The sequence below is a fragment of the Streptomyces sp. ISL-12 genome (genome assembly GCF_018614415.1).
In the GTDB taxonomy this organism is placed as follows: domain Bacteria; phylum Actinomycetota; class Actinomycetes; order Streptomycetales; family Streptomycetaceae; genus Streptomyces.
The window spans coordinates 8,314-30,096 of the sequence record NZ_JAGGOO010000031.1 but is presented as its reverse complement, the minus strand read 5'-3'; the positions used below and the strand labels follow the sequence as shown (position 1 = coordinate 30,096).

The 21,783-nt window shown below is 63.7% G+C and carries 13 protein-coding genes; 12 read left to right on the top strand and 1 reads right to left on the bottom strand.

What is annotated here, in order from left to right:
• The first annotated feature begins 88 nt into the window (after positions 1-88).
• The 4 genes from J7I94_RS09715 (at position 89) to J7I94_RS09700 (ending at position 2,256) form a co-directional block, all read left to right on the top strand.
• Positions 89-505 (top strand): head decoration protein, encoded by a 417-nt coding sequence (locus J7I94_RS09715; RefSeq protein WP_215166577.1) that lies wholly within the window; start codon positions 89-91, stop codon positions 503-505.
• Positions 506-519: 14 nt separating this feature from the next.
• A complete protein-coding gene (locus J7I94_RS09710) occupies positions 520-1,569 on the top strand; it encodes a major capsid protein (RefSeq protein ID WP_215166576.1) in 1,050 nt (349 codons plus the stop codon).
• Positions 1,569-1,850 (top strand): hypothetical protein, encoded by a 282-nt coding sequence (locus tag J7I94_RS09705; protein WP_215166575.1) that lies wholly within the window; start codon positions 1,569-1,571, stop codon positions 1,848-1,850. The genes J7I94_RS09710 and J7I94_RS09705 overlap by 1 nt, the downstream gene beginning before the upstream one ends.
• Positions 1,851-1,923: 73 nt before the next feature.
• Entirely contained in the window at positions 1,924-2,256 is a 333-nt protein-coding gene (locus J7I94_RS09700; protein ID WP_215166574.1) for a hypothetical protein, read from the top strand.
• Between the two features lie 715 nt (positions 2,257-2,971).
• Here J7I94_RS09700 and J7I94_RS09695 read toward each other — a convergent pair.
• Positions 2,972-3,487, bottom strand: a complete 516-nt coding sequence (locus J7I94_RS09695; protein WP_215166573.1) for a VUT family protein — start codon at positions 3,485-3,487, stop codon at positions 2,972-2,974.
• Positions 3,488-4,039: 552 nt separating this feature from the next.
• Between J7I94_RS09695 and dpdE the strand changes: the two genes are divergently transcribed.
• From dpdE to dpdD, 8 genes are read left to right on the top strand one after another with little or no spacing between them, the layout of a single operon-like run.
• Entirely contained in the window at positions 4,040-7,357 is a 3,318-nt protein-coding gene (dpdE, locus tag J7I94_RS09690; protein ID WP_215166572.1) for a protein DpdE, read from the top strand.
• A complete protein-coding gene (gene dpdF, locus J7I94_RS09685) occupies positions 7,347-9,983 on the top strand; it encodes a protein DpdF (RefSeq protein ID WP_215166571.1) in 2,637 nt (878 codons plus the stop codon). The genes dpdE and dpdF overlap by 11 nt, the downstream gene beginning before the upstream one ends.
• Positions 9,983-10,891 (top strand): protein DpdG, encoded by a 909-nt coding sequence (dpdG, locus tag J7I94_RS09680; RefSeq protein WP_215166570.1) that lies wholly within the window; start codon positions 9,983-9,985, stop codon positions 10,889-10,891. The genes dpdF and dpdG overlap by 1 nt, the downstream gene beginning before the upstream one ends.
• Positions 10,884-14,009: a protein DpdH gene (dpdH, locus tag J7I94_RS09675; RefSeq protein ID WP_215166569.1), complete on the top strand. Its 3,126-nt coding sequence runs from the start codon at positions 10,884-10,886 to the stop codon at positions 14,007-14,009. Before dpdG ends, dpdH begins: the two co-directional genes overlap by 8 nt.
• Positions 14,006-14,692 (top strand): hypothetical protein, encoded by a 687-nt coding sequence (locus J7I94_RS09670; RefSeq protein WP_215166568.1) that lies wholly within the window; start codon positions 14,006-14,008, stop codon positions 14,690-14,692. Before dpdH ends, J7I94_RS09670 begins: the two co-directional genes overlap by 4 nt.
• The gene (gene dpdJ, locus J7I94_RS09665; RefSeq protein WP_215166567.1) at positions 14,689-19,191 is read left to right on the top strand and encodes a protein DpdJ; all 4,503 of its coding nucleotides are present in this window, start codon (positions 14,689-14,691) and stop codon (positions 19,189-19,191) included. Before J7I94_RS09670 ends, dpdJ begins: the two co-directional genes overlap by 4 nt.
• Positions 19,188-19,709, top strand: coding sequence for a phospholipase D-like domain-containing protein DpdK (gene dpdK / locus J7I94_RS09660; protein WP_308114528.1), 522 nt, complete (start codon positions 19,188-19,190; stop codon positions 19,707-19,709). Before dpdJ ends, dpdK begins: the two co-directional genes overlap by 4 nt.
• Positions 19,706-21,757 (top strand): protein DpdD, encoded by a 2,052-nt coding sequence (gene dpdD / locus J7I94_RS09655; protein WP_215166566.1) that lies wholly within the window; start codon positions 19,706-19,708, stop codon positions 21,755-21,757. Before dpdK ends, dpdD begins: the two co-directional genes overlap by 4 nt.
• The last annotated feature ends 26 nt before the right edge of the window (positions 21,758-21,783 follow it).

The window sequence follows — 21,783 nt, the reverse complement described above, 5'->3', positions numbered from 1 at the left end:
GGGGACCACGCCCCCTGAACTTCGTGGACGGCATCGCCTCCGTGGGCGGTGTGCGGATTCTGACCGCAGCGTCCATGGAGACACGCACATGACCATCCAGCCCGTCTCGACGTCCGAGTACACCACCGCCAACCGTGAGTGGCTGGCGTCCCTGCACGGCACCGACTCCGTCGATACGATCACCCTCGACCTCACCCTGTTCAGCGAGGGCACGCACTACGTGTGCGGCGACGGCTGCGACCCGTACGGCCGGGTGCTCTCCGGCGTGCCGGTCGGCAGGGTCGCGGAGTCCGGCCTGTACGGCCCGTACGACCCCGAGGCGCACTGCGGCCGCCAGATCCTGCGCGGCTTCGTGATCGCCGAGGCCCCGTTCGCTCCGGGGCAGACCCGCGTTCCGGCCGCTCTGCTGTGGCACGGCGCGGTGAAGGCGTCGAAGGTGCCGGGCGGCATCGACGTGTCCCAGCTCGTGTGGCACCCGCGTGCCGCGCAGATCCGCTTCGTCTGAGCGGGGGCTGAGCTGTGACGATTCAGTACCTGCTCAAGGACGTCTCGGTCATGGACCTGACGGCGTTCGCCAGGGCTATCCCGTCCCCGAAGGACTTCCTCCTCACCCAGACCATCTTCCCGACCGTGGAGATGCGCGAGGTGAAGTGGCGTACGAAGGACTCGGGCCGGTACGTCAACGTCGCCAAGTACCGCGCGTTCAACGCGAGCGTCCCGTTCGCGACCCGTGAGGCGTGGCAGACCTCCCGCGAGGGCGCGCTGCCCGCGCTGGGGCAGAAGCTCGTCGTCTCCGAGCAGGAGCAGATCCTGCTGGAGGCGTCGCACGGCTCGGACCAGGACCGGCTGATCGAGCTGCTGTACGACGACGTGGAACGCCACGTCGAGGCCATCCGCTCCCGGCTGGAGCTGGCGGCCGGCGACGTGCTCACGGACGGCCGGTTCACGCTGGAGCAGGAGAACGGCCTGACGCTGGAGGTGGACTGGAACGTCCCCGCCGAGAACATGCCGGTCGCCCGCATACCGTGGTCGGACCCGGCCTCCGACCCGATCGCGGACGAGCTGCGGTGGATCCAGCACCTGGACGACATCGGCGCACCGGAGCCGGAGCTGGTGATCACCAGCCGGAAGGCGTTCAGCTACCTGGCGGCGAACAACGCCTACAGGGCGGCCTACTACGGCAGCGTGAACCCGTCGACCACGCCGACCGCGACGCTCACCCCACAGCAGATCAACGTGGTGCGCGGCAACTACAGCCTGCCGCCGATCCAGTTCTACAAGGCCCAGGTGCGGGTGGACGGCAAGCCCCGCAAGGTGCTGCCCGAGGACCTGTGGATTCTGGTGCCGCCGGAGCGGGAGAAGTGGGCGCAGACCATGTACGGGGTGACGGCGGAGGCCCTGGTGCTGTCGCGCGGGTCGAACCCGGAGATCATCCGTGAGGACGCTCCTGGCCTGCTCATCACCCGCGGGGTGCAGGATGACCCCGTGCAGATCTGGACCAAGGGTGCCGCGGTGGGTATGCCCGTCATGCACACCCCGGACGCGCACATCGTGGCGAAGGTCCTGTGATGCCCGTGCGCCGATTGATCGCTGCCGTGTACGTGAAGGACCCGGAGACCCACGAGGACCTGATCCTGCTGCCCGGCGAGAGCCCGGCACCGGAGATCGCCGCAGAGGTGACGAATCCGAATGCCTGGGATGCGCCGTCGCCCGACGACGCCGAGCCGGAACCGACCGCGGCCGGCGGGCCAGGCCCGACCGCGGGCACGCCGGACCAGGAGCAGGGCGAGGCCGACGGCGTCGGTGCAAAGAAGTCGACGTCGCGGCGGACACGCTCGTCCTCCGCGTAATACGCTCACCTGTACGGCCCGGAGCTGGCTCCCCCGTCTGGCTCCGGGCCGTGCCTCGTATCGAGGGATGTGAATGGACGAGTTCCAGCGGTCGTGGCTCCTCGCGCAGCTCGGCCCGGACACCGACCCGGCCGGCCTGGAACGCCGCTTCTTCCGGCTGCGGTCGGTACGGGCCGTCGCTCTCGAGGTCCTGGGCGAGCGTCGCGCGAAGCTGCTCGCTGACCCACTGAAGGTCTCGGTTGATGGTGTGGTGACCATGGACCTGCAGGAGAACCTGCGCGGCATTGAGCGGCAAATGGAAGTCACACGGCAGGTACCTGCGCCCGACGACCCGCCAGAGGACGAAGACAAGACAAGCGAAGCTCTGGCCATGGCCCGGCTCGTGCCGACCCGCCGCTACAGATAGCCCGGGGCCCCACGCCAGCGAGACACTGCAGCACTCCGTCTGTGCCTTCCACTGACGGGCCGAAGGCCGCGGGAGCACGTATCCCCCGCGGCCTGTCTCACGGTTCTACAGCCAAGGCCAGTGGCCCCAACTCACCGCCCCGAGTACCAGGGCCGCACCTGTTGCGCCTGCCACAATCGCAGGCGAGACGTACACCGCGAAGATGGTACGGCCACCGACCAGCAGTTGTACGTTGGCGCGTCGTACGTGGGAGGACGTCGATGGGGGAGCCTCCGCCCAGGCGTCGTCCACGGGGCCATCCCCGGGTGACTGCTGGCTGGAACCTGTGCCATGGTGTCTACTCAAGAGTTGTCCTTTTCGCATGAGCACGGCCGCCGTCCCCCTGGCCGCCAAACCTGAAGGAGACGGTGGCACGCGACACTCGGTCCCCGCGGGGTTCGAGGGGACACAAAAGGGCCCCACCAGACCTAGGCATGGTGGGGCCCTCATTGATGACGCGACCGTATCGAAGGGGCTAGCAGCAAGGCAAGTTGACTCCGAGGCGTTGTTGGGGCCTGGTGAAAGTAGCCGTGCGGCTCGCAGCGTGGTGGTAGCGATCGCTGGGTTCTGTCTCTACACGGGTATCTGCCCACCTGCGATCTTGAAGCAATCGCGATTGGCTCGACCAACCCGTCGATCAGGCCGACCCACCAGAGCGCACAGAACTATGGTTCGCTCAGACGGTCGCCTGCTTACGGCGTCGGAGTAGTGTCAGAACAGTGATCGCGGCCAGGGTCATCCATGCCTTGCCAAGGATCTGACCGGGCAGGTAGTCGAAAGAGCCGAAGGCCAGCTTGAGGAAGAGAATGCTGTCCGCGAGCAAACCGACCGCGTTCGAGGCGAGCATCGCGATCAGCAGGCCGCGCTTGCGGAGGGGCTCGTAGACGGCGAAGTCCATGATCTCGGCGACCGCGAAGGCAGATGCCGAAGCGACAGCGAGCGCAGGGGTGGAGAGGAAGTACGACAGCACGGTTCCGACGGCTATGGCCGCGAGGACAGCTCCTCGTCCAGCGGATTCACGAGCGAGGTCTCGAAGGACCAGGGCGAGGCCGACCATGTAGACGCCGGCGGGGGCGGCATAGCCGAAGCCGACGGGGACTGCTCCGAAGTGGGTGACAGCGAGGTTGGCAGCCGGGATGGTGGCGATGTAAGCGACGAGGGTCGCGATACCGGCAGGGGCGGGGACGTTCACAGGCTTCTTTCTCTCTCGGTGATGTAGCTGTTGCGCCGATACCACGCCGCGGACGGACAGCGAGGCGAACGCCCAGACAGTACATCCCAGGCCACTGACATCGGCACCGCTCCTGATCTTGGAGACTCTGTCCGGGATTGAGTGCACTGCCGGAGGCATATGCACATCACGTCGGCACGAGTCGGCCGCATCCGGGCATACAAGGCAGCGCGTCTCGAGCATGCAGACGCAGGTCAGGCGGAGGTCATCCCCCGGCGACGGCAAGAGTCTCGTTGCCGTGCACGGCTCCCTGCGACAGCGCCGCCATCCCTAAGCAAGACGTCGTTTCGGCCGAATTTTACGCCGCGATGCACACAGCAAAGCCGCCCGATAAGTTCAGTTAGTTCACATTAGGGAGATATGGGGCGTCGCAAGAGGGCGCCGCAGGAGTGCCTACCGTCCAGTACCGAAAGTGCGTGCGAATTCGCGGTCTGCTCCGTCGACTGTGTTGTCAGTGGGTGCGCTTAAGCTCGTGCCAGTTGTTGAATCAGCAGGTGGGGGGCGAGCAGAAGGATGTCTCCGGACTTCGAGGTCGGGCACCTTGTCACGTTCACAGGAGCGCCCGGAATCGGCCGAGTGGGGGCTGTCGACGGGGGTACTCTCCGCATCGACTTCTTCGAGTCCGTCGCCGAGCCAGAAGTCGAGTCGCGCACGGTTCCAGCGACTGCATGCCGGCCCGCCGTGCTCAAGCGGGAGACTCGCGTTTTCTGGCGCAACCCGAACACGGGAGCGTGGCTCGCTGGGCGAGTACAACTGGCCCGGCGTCCCACGTATTTCGTCCACTTCCCGAACACCCAGTCAGACCTGCCGGTGCAGGAGACCGAGCTTCGCGTCCGGTGGGACAAACCTGTGCGCGACCCGCTCCAAGTGCTGGTCTCGGGGGGCAACGAATCCGGCTACTACCACAACACTCGGCTACCGCTGCTTCACAACCTCATCGGCCAGCGGGCAGCCTGTGCCAGCACACCCGCCCTGCTGTCGTCCGCGGTCGAGATCTACCCCCACCAGATCCACGCGGCCCTGACCGTGCTCTCCGATCCGGTCCAGCGGTATCTCCTCGCCGACGAAGTCGGTCTGGGGAAAACCATCCAGGCTGGCTACGTCATTCGGCAGACCTTGATCGACAACCCGAGCGCCCGGATCACGATCATCACGCCGGAGATTTTGCGGCGGCAGTGGCTGAGCGAACTGCGCGAGAAGTTCTTCATCAGCGACTTCGTTGACCGCCGCGTGCGGTACTCATCCCACGAGACGCCGGAGAACTGGGCCGAGTACCACGACAGCGAACTCGTCGTCGTGGACGAGGCTCACGAACTGGTGCACAACGCCGATAATAATGACCCCCGGTACCGCGAACTGTGCGCCCTGGTCCACGCCGCCCCCAAGCTTCTCTTGCTGTCAGCCACACCGATCACAGCCGGACCGACAGCTCAGTTGGCCCTTCTACACCTCCTCGACCCCGCCCTCTACAGCTGGGAAGACCGGGACGCCTTCGCGCGTCGTCACGAGATGCGTGAGAAGCTCGCGGACCGCGTCTCCGGCCTCGATGAGAAGTTCCCTCCCCTTCTGCCCTCCACCATCGACCGCATCCGGGACGTCATCCCCGAAGACCCGCTCTTCGAGGAGCTGGCCCCGCAAATCCTCGAACTCCTCGACGAGTACGACGAGCTCGCCGACGAAGCGAACACGCCCGAACTCGCCCTGCGTGTCGAGGCGCTCCGTGCTCACATCAGCGAGACGTACCGGCTCGACCGCCGAGTGATCCGTCACCGCCGAGCCCGTGTCCTGCGTGACGACGAAGACTCCGACCTCGTCCCCTATGTCGTACGCGGTCGAGCCCTCCCCCAACTCCTCGGTGACGGGACGCTGCACTCCATTGCCACGGAGACTGCACGGACCTGGCAGCGTGAAACGTGGGATCGTCTCCTTGACGAGAACCTCGATGAACAACGATCCGCGTACGGTCTCGTTCTCGGCATCCTTGTCTCGCGACTCGGCGGTCCCTCCAACGACTTCCTGGACTCCCTGCGGTGGCGCGTGCGCCAAGACACGCAGGCAGCAGGTCGTGCTGGCCTGACGAGCCAGGAGCGCGACCTGCTGGCCGGCCCGCCGCTGCTCACGCACGAGTCGACTCTCCTGGAGCGGCTCGAAGCGAAGCTCGAACAGGACCTCCTCAAAGAGGAAACGGACGAGCTCACTGCCGTCCTCCTGCCCATCGTGGCCCAGAGCGGAAGAACCGCGATCTTCGCGGGAGCCGGTTCGCTCGCATCGAATCTGGCCGCAGAACTGCAGCGTCGCCTCCCCGACGTGCTCGTTGCCGAGCACACCCGTCACGCCGGATCGGAAGCGTCACACAAGGCCGTAGAGGCATGGCGGGCTCCCTATCCGAAGAACCCTCGGGATGCTCGTGGGGCTGAGAAGCTGCCTCGCGTACTCGTCATGGACGACTCGGCTGACGACGGCCTGAACTTGCAAACCACCAACACAGCGGTACACCTGCGGCTTCCCTGGTCACCGAACCGTCTGGAGCAACGACTCGGCCGCTTCGACCGATACCCCGACTTCGGGGAGACCGGTCAGGACCCCGCCACTCAGTTCGTCCTTGCCGAGGCCGGCGAGTTCACCGGGGCCTGGCAGGCTCTACTGAAAGACGGCTACCAGATCTTCTCCGGGTCGGTCTCCACCCTGCAGGACGCCATTGCAAGGGATCTCGCGGGCGTGTGGTGCACCGCCCTCGTTGAAGGACCGGACGGACTGGCCAACTCATCGCCACACGTCGCGTCCCAGTTGAAGGACGCTCGGGCTGCCATCGCCAAATTCGAACGAGTCGAGGCCGTCCACGAGTCCGCCACCTACCAGACAGACGTTGCTGCCGAAATCGCAAAATTCGAGCAGCCGCGCCGCAAGATCGAAGATGCCTTGCTCAACTACGCCGGCGACGGATCCTCCGGCATCAAGCTGCCACACTGGACACGCTCGGTGAACGGCTGCATCCGCCACAAATTCAACCTCGAGGCCCAGCCGCTGGTCTCCCCGCACCTCTACCAGAGGCTGAAGACCAAAGTGCCGGCCGAAGCCGCTGAGGCCACGTTCTTCCGGGCCGACGCACTGCGCTCCTCCGGCACCCGCCTGTTCCGTATCGGCAACCCGCTCGTCGACATGCTGACCTCGGTCATCTACACCGATGACCGAGGGCAGGCCACGGCCTTCTGGAGACTCGCCCCCAACCACCGGGGCGAACTGGAGCCCTACTTCGGCTTCGACTTCGTGGTAGAAGCCAACATCAACGGCGCCGTCGCCCTGGTCAACGATGTGGGCGCGGAGAAGGCCCGCCTCGCGCTCCGCCGACAGGCAGACCGGATCCTTCCCCCCTTCGCCCTCAAGGTGTGGGTCGCAGCAGGCAGCACGAAGGCCGTTACCGACGAGCAGACCCTCGTATGGCTGGAGAAGCCCTACGACAACAACAAGGACCACAACTACAACCCGAAACTGATCCATGAACTCACCGACATCTTCGGAGGGTGGAAGTACTACGCAGCCGCAGCAAAATCAGCCAACGTAATCGCCCTCGAAGAGCTTGAGCAGGTAACCAAACTCCCTGCCATGTGCGACCGCGCACAGAAGGCGGCCCGCCGTCGCCTCGCGGTAGCTGCAGCCCAGGCCAAGTCTCGTGGGGCAGCCAGCCACCTCCTGGGAGATACCGAGAGTTACATAACGGACGTGTCCGTCGCGGACGCCCTTGTCGAGGGACTCACCCAGCCAACAGTGCGACTGGTCGCGGCCACGTGCATCGTGAAGAGCGGGTATAGGAGGGTGCGGCATGGCTCCTGACGCAAGCAGCACCTCCCTGTCCAAAGCTGCTCTAAACATTGACAGTTGGACAGGAGCCGACGAACTTCTGCGTTCCTGGCCCTCGGTTCCGCCCATGGACGACAGCCAAGGCACCCTGCGACGCCTCCGCGACGCCCTCGTCGGACTGGACAACGGGTCGTCGGGATGGCGAGATGCGGCGGCCCTCATCCGTCAAGTCCTGCTTGAAGCCCAGGCCCGCGGGGTCCACAACGGCCTGGTTGTCCCCAAACACCCTGTACTGCCCTCCCAAGAGCAATGGTCACAACTGCACTGCGATGCGATGCCACACGAGCGGGGCTTGTACATCACAGCGAAGCCCTGGCATCCACCGGTGGAAGAGAACGATGCGGCGGCAGTAGCTCGCGAGGATCTGCGGCAGGTGTACCTAGGAGAAGCGGCCGAACACCGTCGCCGCCGGGAACCCCACCCGGCGGACCCGTTCTGGACGGCGGCGCTCGGTGCGACGCACGAGCAGTACTTGTCCTTCGGTCAAAGGCAGGCTGCGCGGGCCGTCGCGCTCGCGCAACCAGGCAGCAGCGTGATCATCTGCCTGCCCACGGGGCACGGCAAGACCGCAGTCATCCAGGCACCTGCGCTGCTCGCGAGTCGAAGCGCCGGCGTCTCAGTGGTGGTCGTGCCTACCGTCGTCCTTGCCCTCGACATGGAGCGCCGTACCCGCCCTCTGATGGAGGCGCAAGGGCGGACTAGTCCTACGGGACGCTATGCCTATGTCGGTGGCCTGCCGGACGACGTCAAGCAGCAGATGCGCGATGACATCCGCACGGGCCGGCAGCGCCTCGTATTCACCTCACCTGAGGCTCTTGTCCGGAGTCTGCGCAAGCCGCTTGAAGACGCGGCAGGAGCTGGTCTGCTCAAGTACTTCGTCATCGACGAAGCCCACCTCGTGGAACAGTGGGGCAACGGATTCCGACCCGAGTTCCAGACCATGTCCAGCCATCGTCGCACCTGGTTGAGCAAGGCTCCCGAAGGTCTGGCACCCGTCACGGTCGCCATGAGTGCCACCCTCACCACACAGCAAGTCAGCACGCTTGAAGATCTCTTTGCAGGACCAGACAAAGCTCAGATTATCTGGGCTTCCCAACTTCGTCACGAACCTACCTATTACATCAACGCGTCCGCGACCACTCAACGCCGCGAGAACTCCATTCTTGAGGCTGTGTCGCTCCTGCCTAAACCCATGGCCTTGTACGTCTCGACAGTGGCAGACGCAAAAGAATGGACGAGGCGCCTTAAAACTGCTGGCTTTCATCGAGTCACTCATGTAACCGGGGACTCAAGTGACCAGGACCGACGCGATGCAGTGGAGGGCTGGGGCGGTAAATCCACCGAGGCCGACAGCAGAGTCTCCACCAGGTACGACATTGTCGTCGGCACTTCGGCATTCGGGCTGGGTGTAGATCTGCCGGACGTTCGGACCGTGCTACACGCATGCCTACCCGAAACCGTTGACCGGTACTACCAGGAGATCGGCCGAGGCGGCCGCGACGGAAACCCGTCAGTCGCCTACATGGTGACAGCACCCGGTGACCGGGACATCGCCGAAACCCTCGGTAGCGAACCAGTCATCTCCTCTGAGAAAGCGTGGAAACGCTGGGATGCCATGTTCCGACGAGAACAGCAACTCGGCGGCAGCCGCTACAGGCTCAATCTAGACTCCCGCCCCAGCCACGTCAGCGAGGATTCTGAAACTAATAGGTCGTGGAACGTTCGGGTTTTGAATCTCATGGTTCGCGCGAAGCTGATCGAACTCCACGTGCCGCAACCTCCTCAGCGCCAAGGTGAGGAACTCGAATCCGCCTGGGAGGAGCGCGTTGAGGAGTTCAAGAAGCGCGTGGCGACACAAGCTGAGGTCACAATCAAAGACCCGCAAGTCAACACTACGGAGCGTTTCGCTGATCGTTTCGAGGCAGAGCGCAAGAAACTTCTTGATGAGCAGAAGAAATCCCTCAAGGGTCTCCAAGAGGCGCTTGGTGGAAGTCAGTGCATTGGTGATGTCCTCGGGGAGTACTACCGCCTGCGTCGAGACCAAGCTTCCTTGCCAACCCGTGTGACCTGCCGCGGATGCCCGAACTGCAGGGCAACTGGGCACCCCGACAAGTCTGGCTTCTACCGACTCGCGGGTGAGCCTCGGCCGTGGCTGCGTTTCCCGGCACCTCCCGTGAAAGACCCGCTGGCCCACTACCGTGACGGCCTATCGTGTCTGAGTTTGTGGTGGGAGGACGAGCAGGAACTGCGGCTCTACGTGCCCCGCCTCCTGGAGCGGCTGGTCCGGCGGGACATGACCATCGTTGGTGGTCCTGGTGTCACGGCACAATGCCGAGAGGTGCTCCAGAAGGCAGCACGTACACACCCTGTTGTACTCGACGAGGATGCAGAGTTGCTGAAGTCATGGGCCGGCCCCGTGGTTTGGATCTTGGACGATTCGGCGTCACTCGACTACGACACCGCCGCACGGTTCAGTTCGGAGGACGTCACATACCTCCTCCACCCGCACCAAACTCGACACCCAGACCGGGCCAGTGACCTGCTGATCGATATTCACCGAGCCAAGCTTCCGGTCTTCCGTGCCTTGGAGGAACTCTGATGACTCTCCTAAACGTAGGCGCAGCCCTGCCATCACAAGCATGGGCCGTGGTGCGGCTGCTCGCCTGCCTTGAGAAGGCACCCCTTTTGGAAGAAGCGCGTGCTCTGTTGTCTCCACCTTCAATCCGCGGCGAGAAGACACAGGACAAGCCCGCCTTCGATAAGGCAATCAGCACATTGGAAGAGTTGGACCTAATTCGGATCGAAGGGAAAGATCAGCAACTGTTTCTCGCTGGCCAGGCTGTTGACCTCGACGGCCAGGACGTATCTGCGTTCGGCTCCGCACTCCGACGCGCGATCCTCGATCCTGCCAAGAACACATCGCTTGGCGACTCACCTGACCAAACCGGACCTCGCGACCTCACCAGAGCTCTGGCGTGGCTGCTCACGTTTGATCCCACAGATCCAATGGACTGGCTCAGGGCGCAGAACGAGCAGAGAGAGGCCTTGCGTCCTGAGGCAGGACCCGTTTTCTCCAATCACACTCGTTGGCTTCGCTTCAACTACTGGGCGCCACCTCTGGGTCTAGCGGGAGCGCCTCTATTCCAAATCGAGGAAGGCAACGCAAACCGGCTTGTCCCTGACTGCACAGTCGCCGTGAGACAAACCCTTGCCGAACTACAGCAAACCGACGTGAGGATAAACGCAGTGGAGCTCTTGCGTACAATCCGCGAACAGCTCCCTGTACTGCCAGGTGGTGCTCACTCACGAGCGGTGGGACTCCGCTCACCGGGAGACACCGCAGCCGGCGCAGCTCTCTCATATGCGCTGCTTCGCGGTGAAGACGAGAAGTGGTTGCGGCTGGAGCACGATGACGATGCTCAACACGTTCTCCAGGTGCACGACCCGGATAGGTCATCTGCACGGCCGGTCAGCGCCATCACCATCTTGGAGGCCGTCAATGGCTGACTTCCGCGACCTCTGCTGGGATCCAGCGACCGCAACTGCCACGATCAACACCGAGGCCATCAGCCCGCACCGGTCCGTATTCCTTGCCACGCATGCACCCTTGCGTATCAAGCGCGCCTTGGTCTCGGAGGACAAGCAGGTCCAGCCCATCGGCGACCTGATCAATGAGCGGTCGGTGATAGACGACTTCGTCACGAAGAAGTCGGACTCAGGCGCTCTCCTGATGTTGGTCCTCGGAGACACCGGGTCCGGGAAGTCCCATCTGATTCGATGGGTGCGCGAGAAACTCCCGGAGTTCATTCCCGACTCGGCCACCCACGAGGTCATCTATCTCGAACGCTCTATGACCAGTCTCAAGGCAGTGGTCAAGGCTCTCATCGCCAAGGCAGACAGCAGCGAGCTAGCACAGCTCAGGGATGATGTCGACAGGTTCACTGCCGAAATTGATCAAGAGTCGCTTGGCCGCCGAATCCTCAATGAACTGAGTGAGCGCCTCTCTTCGACGCCACCGAAGGAGATCCCTGGGCCAGGACGGGTCCTTGCCGGCCCCGGCAGACTGGCAGCGATGCTGCATGACCCGTTCATTCGGCAGCACATGCTGTCGGAAGGGAAGTTTGTTCCGCGACTCGCGGCTCAACTCCTCAAGGATCGTCGTAGCGGGCAAGACGAGCGTCCCGAGAGCTTCACCATTGAGGACTTGCCCCTAGACGTCGATTATGACAACGCCGCTTCAGATATGGTCGCCCGGCTGCTTAATCAGATTGCTACGCGAGACGACCTACAGGCCACGGCCGTGGATCTACTCAACAGGAATTTGGAAGCTGCGGTCAAGAACGCGGCCAACCTTGGCGCAGGACGTCTCCTAGACGCCATGATGCAGGTACGCGCGGAGTATCAGCGACTTGGCAAGGAAATCATTCTTCTAATTGAGGACTTTGCTCTCATCCAAGGCGTCCAACAGGACCTCCTGGACGCAGTTATCGAAGCAGCGAACCGAGACGGAAGGACATCGCTCGCCCCAATCCGCACGCTTATGGCTGTCACCCCGGGCTACCTTGAACAAATTCCAGAGACCGCGCTGAGCCGCATTCGAGCCACAGCAGGATACGTCTACAACCTGGATGTCCCATTCAGTCAAACTGACACCGGCAGCCAAGAAATCGCCTCATTCGTCGGACGCTATCTCAATGCGGCCCGCGTGGGCCGAAACGCTCTGGAGACAGCACGTGACGGGGAGACGCCTAACGCGTGTGACGGATGCACTCTACGGGAACGCTGTCACGAGGCCTTCGGCGTGACACCGCAGGGCTACGGCTTGTTCCCCTTCAACGCTTCCGCGCTTGTCAGAACCGTCCACTCTACCGCTGACTCAACGAAACCCTGGTCGTTCGTCCCCCGGACCGTCCTGGGCAGTGTCGTACGCCCCCTTCTGATCAATCACGCCGACCAAATCCGCCGAGGAGAATTCCCCGACTCTGAATTTCGACGTCGGTTCCCGAGAGCCGAAATCGACAAGGAACTGGGGCGAGATGCGCATGCCTTCATCGACGACCATGACCGCGTCGATCCTGAACGCCGAAAAACCCTCCTGCTATTTTGGGGAGACGCTCCTGCGGACGCCAATGAGATCGATGAAACAATCCTGGAAGCATTCTCCTTGCCTCCCTTGGATGGGAAAAGTCGAAGGATTCCGGCAGCAACGTCAACAATCTCCACGGCAGATCGAAAGGCTGAGAAACCGGATAAAGAGCCCGAGTCCACCATCGATGCGGATAATATTCCCCGGTCCCTGAAGCGGAAACTGGAAACCGTCAAGGTCTGGCTGACAAAGGAAGAGGTTCTCGACAACGCGACGGCTCATAATGTCCGCTCCATAATTGCAACGGCCGTGCTCCAGCGATACCGCTGGGAATCACCGCTCATGCATGAGCAGCCAAAGAAGGTGACAGATAAGGCCTGGCCTAATAATGCGACCGTGGTTTCAGTAACTGGGGCGGATGAACGGCTGGCTGGCGCTGCTGACGCACCTATCCGCTTTGGGCGTACAGCGAAGGACAGTTACTTCTTTGAGAGCCTGTTGTGTGCAGAGGCGGGAAAGGGTCAGGTCAGGAGCCAGGACATTCGGCGTCTCGCAACGTACGCCGACCAGCACGGACCAGCCCTTACTTCCCGTGTTCAGCGCCACCTAGAGATCACCGACGAGCAGTTGGTGCTCGGTCTACGTGCTTCCCTGCTGGGAGCGATGCTCGCTGGTCAGGCGTACCCAGGGATGGAGACCGCTGCTCTACTGACTGCGGTCCTTGACGAAGGCCAGGGATGGGAGCGGACAGACGTCGCGCTGCGCACAAAGCAGTGGAACGACGCCTTGAAGCGTCACCTCGATGCGCGTCCTGCTCTCGTAGATCGACTCAAGGAAGCCGTGGGTGTCGCCCAGGGTGTGACCGGAGCGGTGAGGATGATCGACGCTGCCCGAGTGCTTCCCCTGCTGAGGCAAGCGGCGTCTCAGTGGGAATGGACGGTCGACCGGACGCAGGTTCCGTCTTGGGTCCAGAAGGCAGTAACTGGCTTCGCCTCGCTTCCGACGCTGGTGGACGCTCAACTCGCCGAATTCGAACGGCTGTTGGGCGAGATCCGGAGCCGTCACCCTCGTGGAACCAACAGCGCACACACCCTCTCCGCAATTGAGGGCGCTCTCGCCGCGGCCAAGGAGGTCAATGGGCTGATGCCCCTCGGAGTTGATCAGACACTCCGTTTCGAGGAATTTCTTGAGCGAGGCAGGCAGGCCGAATGGAGCAAGGTCTCCGAACTGGAAGACGACCTCGCCCGGGCATCAGATGAAAGTCGAACCGACCGTGTCCGCCAGGCCGCTCGCTTTGCTGCGGCAGCGCAGGATCGCGGCACAAGCATACAAGACATCCTTCTCCTGCTCTCCGAGAGCGAATCGTGGCTGGAAGCTGCGCTGAGAAGGGCTGAAGCGCGAGCGGGTACCACTGCCATCGACAGCGTCTCTCTCGCCATGCAAACGGTGCTCGGTGAATGGAGTGAGGTAGCGCACCTCGCCTCTGCCTCTTGGAAGACGACCGAGGCTCCCGTCGCGCAGGAGGGGGATAACGAATGACACAAAGACCCGTCTACGAGATGGCGCTGCAACTACAGGACCGTGCCCGGCAGTTGTCTGAGGGCGCGGCTGGGGAGAAGGAAGCAGCCCGGGTTGCGTCACGTATCAGCGAATTGACGGCACGCCTGGCAGAGCTTCGCAGGGAAGTCACTGTGGCGCTTGCCTTGAAGGACCAGGGCGCAGCAGTCGTAGCGAGCCTGCCGGCAGCCAGCGATGGACTGGAGCCGTTCACTCGGCGGGCTGAGAACGGATGGCCCGGCGACCAAGCCTTCAATACGGCCAAGCGCAAGGTGCAGGAAGCAGCCACGGCCATCCGTGAAGAGAATCTAGCGGCGTGGGCCGAGTGGTCTGGTCGACGTCTCGCCGCTCTTCCCCTGGCCAGGATTCCGATGCTGCCTCCGCAAGAGCAAGCATCGGCTCGGTCACGTCGCGTGGACCTGGAACGGGCGGCATCAGCCAAAACGGTGACCACGGGCGACATCACGCTGTTCGTGACCAAGTGGGAGTCTCTTGCCGAGTCGCTGCGCGATGCAAAGGAGCCTCCAGTTGAACTACTCGCGCTCCTCGAACGCCTCGACAGTCGGCCCGCACCGACACTCCGTGACATCACAGATCAGGAAATCGCCCTCCTGCGCGAATTCGCCATGGACGGCCAGGTCTCACTGACAAGGAAGGGCGCGTGACACAGCTTTTCGGTCAAGGATTCGCCAATGCTCTCCTCAACCGACTCGAGGATCGCGAACTCCCGCTGCTCTCATGGGGTGTAACGGAAGGCTCGCTTTCCGAGGCCGAGGTTCTGGAGACCATCGACGAACTACTTCTCACACGGCAAGACGCACCATCCGGCGCCTCACCCGACGAGGTTCTTGAGGAGTGCCTCGAGCGGGCCCTGCTACTCGAGGTACCGGTGCCCGTCGTTTCTCCGCCGCGGTACCGGACCCGCATGGCAGAGACCTTGAGGCTGACGGCCGGGCTCCGGCAACTCTTCGTACGCGGCGGATGGTCCTCGCCGCCGGAACGAGGCTGGTGGCGACAGCAGAAGCGACTGATTGCCGACTACCGGCTCCACGTAGCCCCACGCCGCTACCCCCGCCGTGACATCCCCGCGGACGTCGCCCTGGCTGAACTGGCCAATCTTGATCACTGGCGCGACCTCCAGCATTCCGTCGCAGCGGCCCACGTCGGAAGCTACAAGCTGGCAAACTTCCAGTTGAAAGCGACCCGTGCCGTGTTTACGGCGCTTGGCGGTCGGCGCTCAGCGGGAATCATCGTCGGCGCCGGCACCGGTAGCGGCAAGACGCTCGCCTTCTACCTGCCGGCGTTCGCCGCCATGGCAGAGCACGCACGCCCAGGCACAAAACCGCGGGTGCATACCCTCGCGCTCTACCCACGATTGGAACTGCTTCGCGATCAACTTCGGGACGCGGTTCGCGCGGCTGAAGGCGTAGAGCCCGCCCTGCGTGCCCAAGGACGCCGTCCCCTGCGAATCGGCGCACTCTACGGCAGCACGCCATGGAGCATCAACGATCCCAAGTTGCAGCCTGGGAGCCAGGCTCGCGGAGCCTGGGCGCGAACCGCAGACGGGGCCATCTGCCCGTACCTAGCCTGCCCCAACCCCGATTGCGGGACGGGTGACCTGGTGTGGTCAGACAGTGACCGGCTCCAGCGCCGCGAACGGCTCACCTGTGCGAATGCGAAGTGCGGCTACACGATCAAGGACGGTCGCCTGGCACTGACGCGAGACTCGCTGAAGGACAAGGAGCCTGACCTCCTCTTCACCACCACGGAAACGCTCAACCAGGCCAGCAGTAACAGCAACCTTGAGCGGCTTCTTGGCTGGTGCGGCGGCAACCCCGGTCCCGCCCTTGTCCTGCTCGACGAGGTCCACACCTACACCGGTGTGCACGGTGCGCAGGTCGCCCTCCTCCTCCGCCGCTGGCGGGATGCGGTCGATCGGCCCGTCACGTTCGTCGGGCTGAGCGCCACACTGCGAGACGCCAAGCACTTCTTCGCGCAGCTCACGGGGCTGCGTCCGGGCGACATCGAGTCGATCGAGCCGGCTGAAGCTGAGTTGGAAGCCGAAGGCCGCGAATACGCCATCGCCCTCCGCGGGGACCCCGTCGCCGGGGCGAGCCTGCTGTCGGCATCGATCCAGACAGCGATGCTCTACGGGCGGGTGCTGGACCTCGAAAGCGACCGCTTCCTATACGGCTCCAAGGGCTTCCTGTTCACCGATGACCTCGACGTCACCAACCGCTTCTACGACGACCTCCGTGATGCCGAAGGCGGCCAGACCCGGTCCGGCCGCCGTAACGGTTGGGACCCCGTGCTCGCAGGCCTTCGCTCCCCGGATCGAGACGAGCACGGTGCCCGGTACCGCGAGGGACAGTCCTGGGATCTCGTCGAAAAGATCGGCCACGACCTCGATCCCAGCCTCCGCCTCCATCATTTGCGCATCGGCCGTACGTCATCGCAGGACGCGGGCGTCGACCACGACGCGGATCTCACAGTGGCCACTGCCTCGCTGGAGGTCGGCTTCAACGACCCGCGCGTCGGTCTGGTCTTGCAGCACAAGGCGCCCCGGGATGCCGCCGCGTTCATCCAGCGCCGCGGTCGGGCCGGACGTCAGCGCGGGACTCGTCCCATCACTGTGGTCACGCTGTCAGACTACGGTCGTGACCGCCTTGCCTACCAGGCTTACGAGACCCTGTTCGCCCCCGAGGTGCCGGCCCGAACACTGCCCGTGGGTAACCGGTTCGTCCTGAAGATCCAAGGTGCGCAGGCTCTTCTTGACTGGACGGCCCGGAAGCTCCGCCGTCGGAACCCGTGGGCCGATCCTCGAAAGCTGCTGGAGGCTCCATACAGCAATGCCACGCAGAAGCGGGACCCGGCATCCGAAGACCTGCTCGCAGATCTGCTCCAGGCGCTCCTCGACGATTCCGGACTCCAGGATGACCTCGCCAATCATTTGGTGAAGGCCCTCCAGATCAGCGCAGACGAAGCTCAGGCACTGCTGTGGGAGCAGCCCCGCTCACTGCTCTTGGCCGTAGTACCGACAGCCCTGCGTCGTTTGCGGAGCCGGTGGCACCCTCTGCGTGAAGACTCGGGGGCAAGGGAAGGTTCTCTCCTGCCAGAGTTCGTCACCCAGTCGTTGTTCGCGCCTCTGAATCTGCCAGAGGTGGACCTGCTGCTTCCGTTCTCCGAGGGCGACAGCGTCGAGCAGTTGCCCATCGCCCGGGCTCTGCGCGAGGCGGTGCCGGGGCGGGTCAGCCGCCGTTATGGTTACCGTCGCGACGAGCATCGCACGTGGCTTCCGCTGCCTCCCGACGGTACGAACACCCTGCCGCTCACTGACATCGTCCGCGGTCACGATCCCGAGGGGACCTGGCACCCTCACGGAGAAGACTCCTCTGTTGAGGTCTTCCGCCCGCATCAACTCATCCTCGATCAACCTCCGCAGGAGATCGACACCCGATCTCAGGGCGTTCCCCGTTGGGGCACGCAGATCGTTGCCTCCCAGGACGTGCCGCTGAGCCCGGCAGCTGTTCCCTACCCATCTCTGTGGTCTCAGCGCGTCGTTTCGGTGAATTTTGCGACGCATGCCGGTGGCAACCCCATCGAGGTTCGACGTATGACGATGGGTGCAGACTGCGAGGTCGTTCGTAAGCGCGGCGGGAGTGAGAAGCGAACCGTGCGTTACGAAGTGAACGGTCAGCCAGCGGCCCTCGGGTTCCGGCTTGATGTCGATGCGTTCCACGTCAGGCTGCGGCCGCTGGACCTCGCGGATCCTGCTATCCGTGCGTATCTCGCCCGTCCTCAATGGCGGTCGCTGGCGTTTTCGCAGGCAGTCTCTGAAGATCCAACACTCGCCGAAATCACGAACACGTTCCAGCGTGAGTGGCTGGCCCAGGTTTATTTGACAGCGTTCGCCTTGGCTGGTCTCGACGGTATGCGTACTGGCGAGCAGGTGCGGGCTTCGCTCGCCAATGGATCATGGAGTCATAATCTCGCTGAGATCTTCAAGGTCCTCTACCGGGACAACAGCGACTCTGAACAGCCCGTGGACGGTGATCGTCTCGTCACTGCCCTTCTGGAGTTGTCCCACGACGATCGTGTGATCGCCGCCCTCGACAGGGCCGCGGAACTCCTGGTGGCACCCGACGTGGCTGACCTGACCGAAGAACTGGCTCAGCGGGCGTACCGAGACACCCTCGCCGCTGCAATAGCCAGCGCGGCGCAGCGCGCCTGCCCCGACGCGCAGGAAGGCGACTTGATCGTCGACGTGCTCCCCGGAGACGGCCCGGGTGACCCGGCTACTGTGTGGCTGAGTGAGACGTCCATCGGGGGCCTGGGCGTCGTCGAGCACCTCGTGCAGTACTACACCGAAGACCCACGCCGCTTCTGGGGGCTCGTTGCCAGTGCGCTGGCCCCCAGCGATTACGAGTACGTCGACGCGACGCTGACTCGTCTCCTACAGCACCTCATTCAGGAACCCGGCGGCGAGGCCGCCGACGCGATAAGGGCTCTTCGCGGTGCTCATGATTCGACGGCAGCGGCTGCTGCGCTCCAGAGGCTTCGGTCAGCTTGGGAGCGCCTGGACGGTCCGCCGAGGCGCACGGCGGTGTCGGCCATGTCGACACGGCTCCTGCGCCCGGGCTCAAGCCCCCATACGGACGCGGTGGCGCTGGGCCTCGTCGACGCCTGGAACGAGTTGGAACGCCGGCTCGGCGTCGAGGTCGACGCCCGCGTTGTGGCATACGCAGCCGGGAAGGGCCGCCTCTCGCTGCCCAGTTCCCAGGTAACTGCGGACCAGGCGTTCAGCCTGATGTGGCCTCGCGGACGACAGGCTCGAACTCAAGATCTCCAGCACTACCAGCCCTACGTAGGGTCGCCCGTGCTCGATCGGCTTCTCGTGCAGGTCGCGCACGACGAGCGTATCCCGCAGATCGATGTAACCGAGACCGACTGGGCCCTGACGTATCAGAAAGCGATGTCAGAAGGCGCTGCGGTACACCTCGTGTGTCCTGCGCGGGAAGGCTCAGCGATGGCACAGGCCCTCGTACGCGTGCCAGCCCTGCCAGTAGACCGCGATGTCCTGCGGGTGTACGGCGAGATCCGCGGCTTCGCCCGCCAAGGCGACCAACTTCAAGTTCGAGTGGAACTTCGGGAGGCAGCGCAGTGAGCGTCCTGGAACGGACGGTCCGCATCGGAGCGGGTACGGGCCTTCGGATCGATGCAATGCTGTCGTCCGCTTTGATCGCCGAAGTGGTGAACCCAAGCAACGAGATCTGGCTGGTTTCGCCGTGGATCACTGATATCCAGGTTCTGGACAACAGCCAAGGCGCATACGACTCGTTCTTCGGCGATGTGCCTCCGTTGGACTGGCGGTTGTCTGAGGCCTTGATTCAGATCGCGAGCAGAGGGACAGGCGTCCACGTGGTGACGCGACCAGACCCCCACAATGCACCCTTCCTACGAAGGTTGGAGTCGTCAACGGAACGCGACTTCATCCATATCGTGCTGAACCCGGATGTGCATGAAAAGACAATGTGCGGTGACGAATGGATTCTGACTGGATCGATGAACTACACGGTCCGTGGCATGGCGGTCAACGATGAATCGGTCACGTACAAAGTCGGCGGTCCAGAGGCAAGCCAGGCCCGGCTGGACCTGAGGCAGAGGTGGGGTGCCGGCGCGTGAATCAGATCCAGCAGCGCACACGTGAGCAGTCCGAGCACTTTTTGCAGATGTTCTTCGGGGAAGGAAACGGGGTCTGGCCGAACCTCGACCCGGAATACCGCCACGGCCACCGGACCCTACCCTTCGTGCAGGCGTTTCGGCGCGGCGACGATGCTCCCATCGTGCTGCCCCGCACGTACCCAAGCGGGGATCGTCGGTTCGTGATGTACGTCATCGCGAGAGACACAGTGGACGCGGCGAAGACGGCTGAGTTGATCCGTGCTTTCGCCGGCCCGACGTACATCGCCTACAACCCGCTGTGGGGCCTGCGTCCCGCCGAACTCGACCCCGATGATCCCATCGAGAAGGCCATCCTCGACCACTTCGGGCCCGGGGTAACTTTCCGTCTCACCACCGGCAAGACTCCTCAGCACCGCACGAACCTGGCTGAGGCACTCCAACTCATGCAGCGGACAGTCGCAAACCGGCCGCCCAGGTTGTGGCGACTCGCCAAGCCCATGGGACGGCTCTTGGCCGAGTTCGACGCGTCGCTGTCAGCGGGTGGCGAGTCGGCATCTCTTGATGTGCTGGAGCAATTGGCCGCAACCGGTGGCATTACTGCAACCAATCTGGCCAACTTGCACATCAAGAGGCTGGACCGGTTGGGGCGCAGTGCAGATGTACTTGCATTCCCCGGACTTCTTGACATTGTTCGCCAGAACCCGCCTGCTCCAGTCCGGGAAGCGATTCTTAATGCTATCTATTCGGTGGCGTTGGAGAAGCCGCTAACGGAGAACGATCTAGATGCCGCGAAGAGCAGCCTGATCGAATCTGGCAGGGTGATCCCAGATCTACTCTCCGGCGAGTTCAGCAGTTTTGGGCCCCAGGCCATGACGGTGTTGTTGCTTGCCGCCAGAGTCCGTGAGGACATGGCGGTCTTGCAACGCCTTGTAGCCGCCACCCAGCACAGCGGCCATGACAGCGAAATCCCGTCGTCCGTGTGGAAGCACGTCGTGGAACTGCTGGAGCAGGAGAAGACGGCCGAGGCGTCAGCAGGCCTGCTTCCCGAACAGCAGCCAACTTTGGTCGAGTCAACAGTCGCGCGTGCGCTGGAATCTCACGTACCGGTCGAGTCCTGGGGCGCGCTCTTGAAGGCGATCGCAGGGGGAACTCCCGAGGCCCAGGCCGTCCTGGAGGATCGCAGATGGGTGGACTGGCCCAGTCCGGCAACCGAAGATGCGGCGCTCGCTGAGTTCCTGGACGGCTTGCAGGACCATGAGGCAGACCGTGTGTGGAGTGTGGTAGGCGCCTTCATCGATGCCATTGGGTATGAAGCACCCGCAGGGCGTACGGCCCACGCCTTCATTCGCAATGCGCTGACCTTCGACCGGTTCGGCCCGGGGGATCTTGTGGTCCTCCAGGCCCTGATGGAGATTGCTCTACGAGCGGCTCCCACTGAGGCCGAGTACAGGGACCTGCTGGAGGAGATTGGGTCGGAGCGGAGCAGGTGGGTGGCTGCCGAGCGGGCAGCAATCGCCCTCGACTTCGTCGACCGGCTCTTCCTTGCGGCATGTCCCAGCGAGGATGCTCGCAGCAACCTGGCGTATGCGCTGTTGGAGCCTCTGTGGCTGCATCAGCAACGGCTCGACACAGCTGACTTGGCGTTCGCCAAGCGCCTCTCCCAAGAACTCGGCATCGAGTTTGCGTGGGAGGCGCCTGCCGGTGGTGAAGCCGATGACGAGCCGGCGACTGCCATCCCGCCGCTGACGCTCCTGCTGTACTCGCTGGATGAATCCGTCCTCACCCGCTGCCAGGAGGAGGTCAAGCAACTGGCGCCGGCGGTGAAGGTCGTGACGGCCGCGGATCACGTCGGTTCGCCGCAACTCCGACAGAAGGCCCGTTCAGCGGATGTGATCGTCTTGGCGACGCGCTGTGCGAAGCACGCTGCAACCGGCTTCATCGATCAGAACGCGGAGACCGAGCACATCGGATACGCGAATGGCAGTGGGTCGGCTTCTCTTCTTCGTGCTGCCGTCGACGCTCTTCGCGCTGCTGCTGCAGCGTCGTGACGGCGGGGCGGCCGCCCCACAAAGGT

Coding starts and splice junctions, on each gene's coding strand:
- J7I94_RS09700 (WP_215166574.1), top strand. CDS start 1,924: ATGGACGAGTTCCAGCGGTCGTGGCTCCTCGCGCAGCTCGGCCCGGAC.
- J7I94_RS09715 (WP_215166577.1), top strand. CDS start 89: ATGACCATCCAGCCCGTCTCGACGTCCGAGTACACCACCGCCAACCGT.
- J7I94_RS09705 (WP_215166575.1), top strand. CDS start 1,569: ATGCCCGTGCGCCGATTGATCGCTGCCGTGTACGTGAAGGACCCGGAG.
- dpdH (WP_215166569.1), top strand. CDS start 10,884: ATGGCTGACTTCCGCGACCTCTGCTGGGATCCAGCGACCGCAACTGCC.
- dpdF (WP_215166571.1), top strand. CDS start 7,347: ATGGCTCCTGACGCAAGCAGCACCTCCCTGTCCAAAGCTGCTCTAAAC.
- J7I94_RS09670 (WP_215166568.1), top strand. CDS start 14,006: ATGACACAAAGACCCGTCTACGAGATGGCGCTGCAACTACAGGACCGT.
- dpdE (WP_215166572.1), top strand. CDS start 4,040: ATGTCTCCGGACTTCGAGGTCGGGCACCTTGTCACGTTCACAGGAGCG.
- dpdG (WP_215166570.1), top strand. CDS start 9,983: ATGACTCTCCTAAACGTAGGCGCAGCCCTGCCATCACAAGCATGGGCC.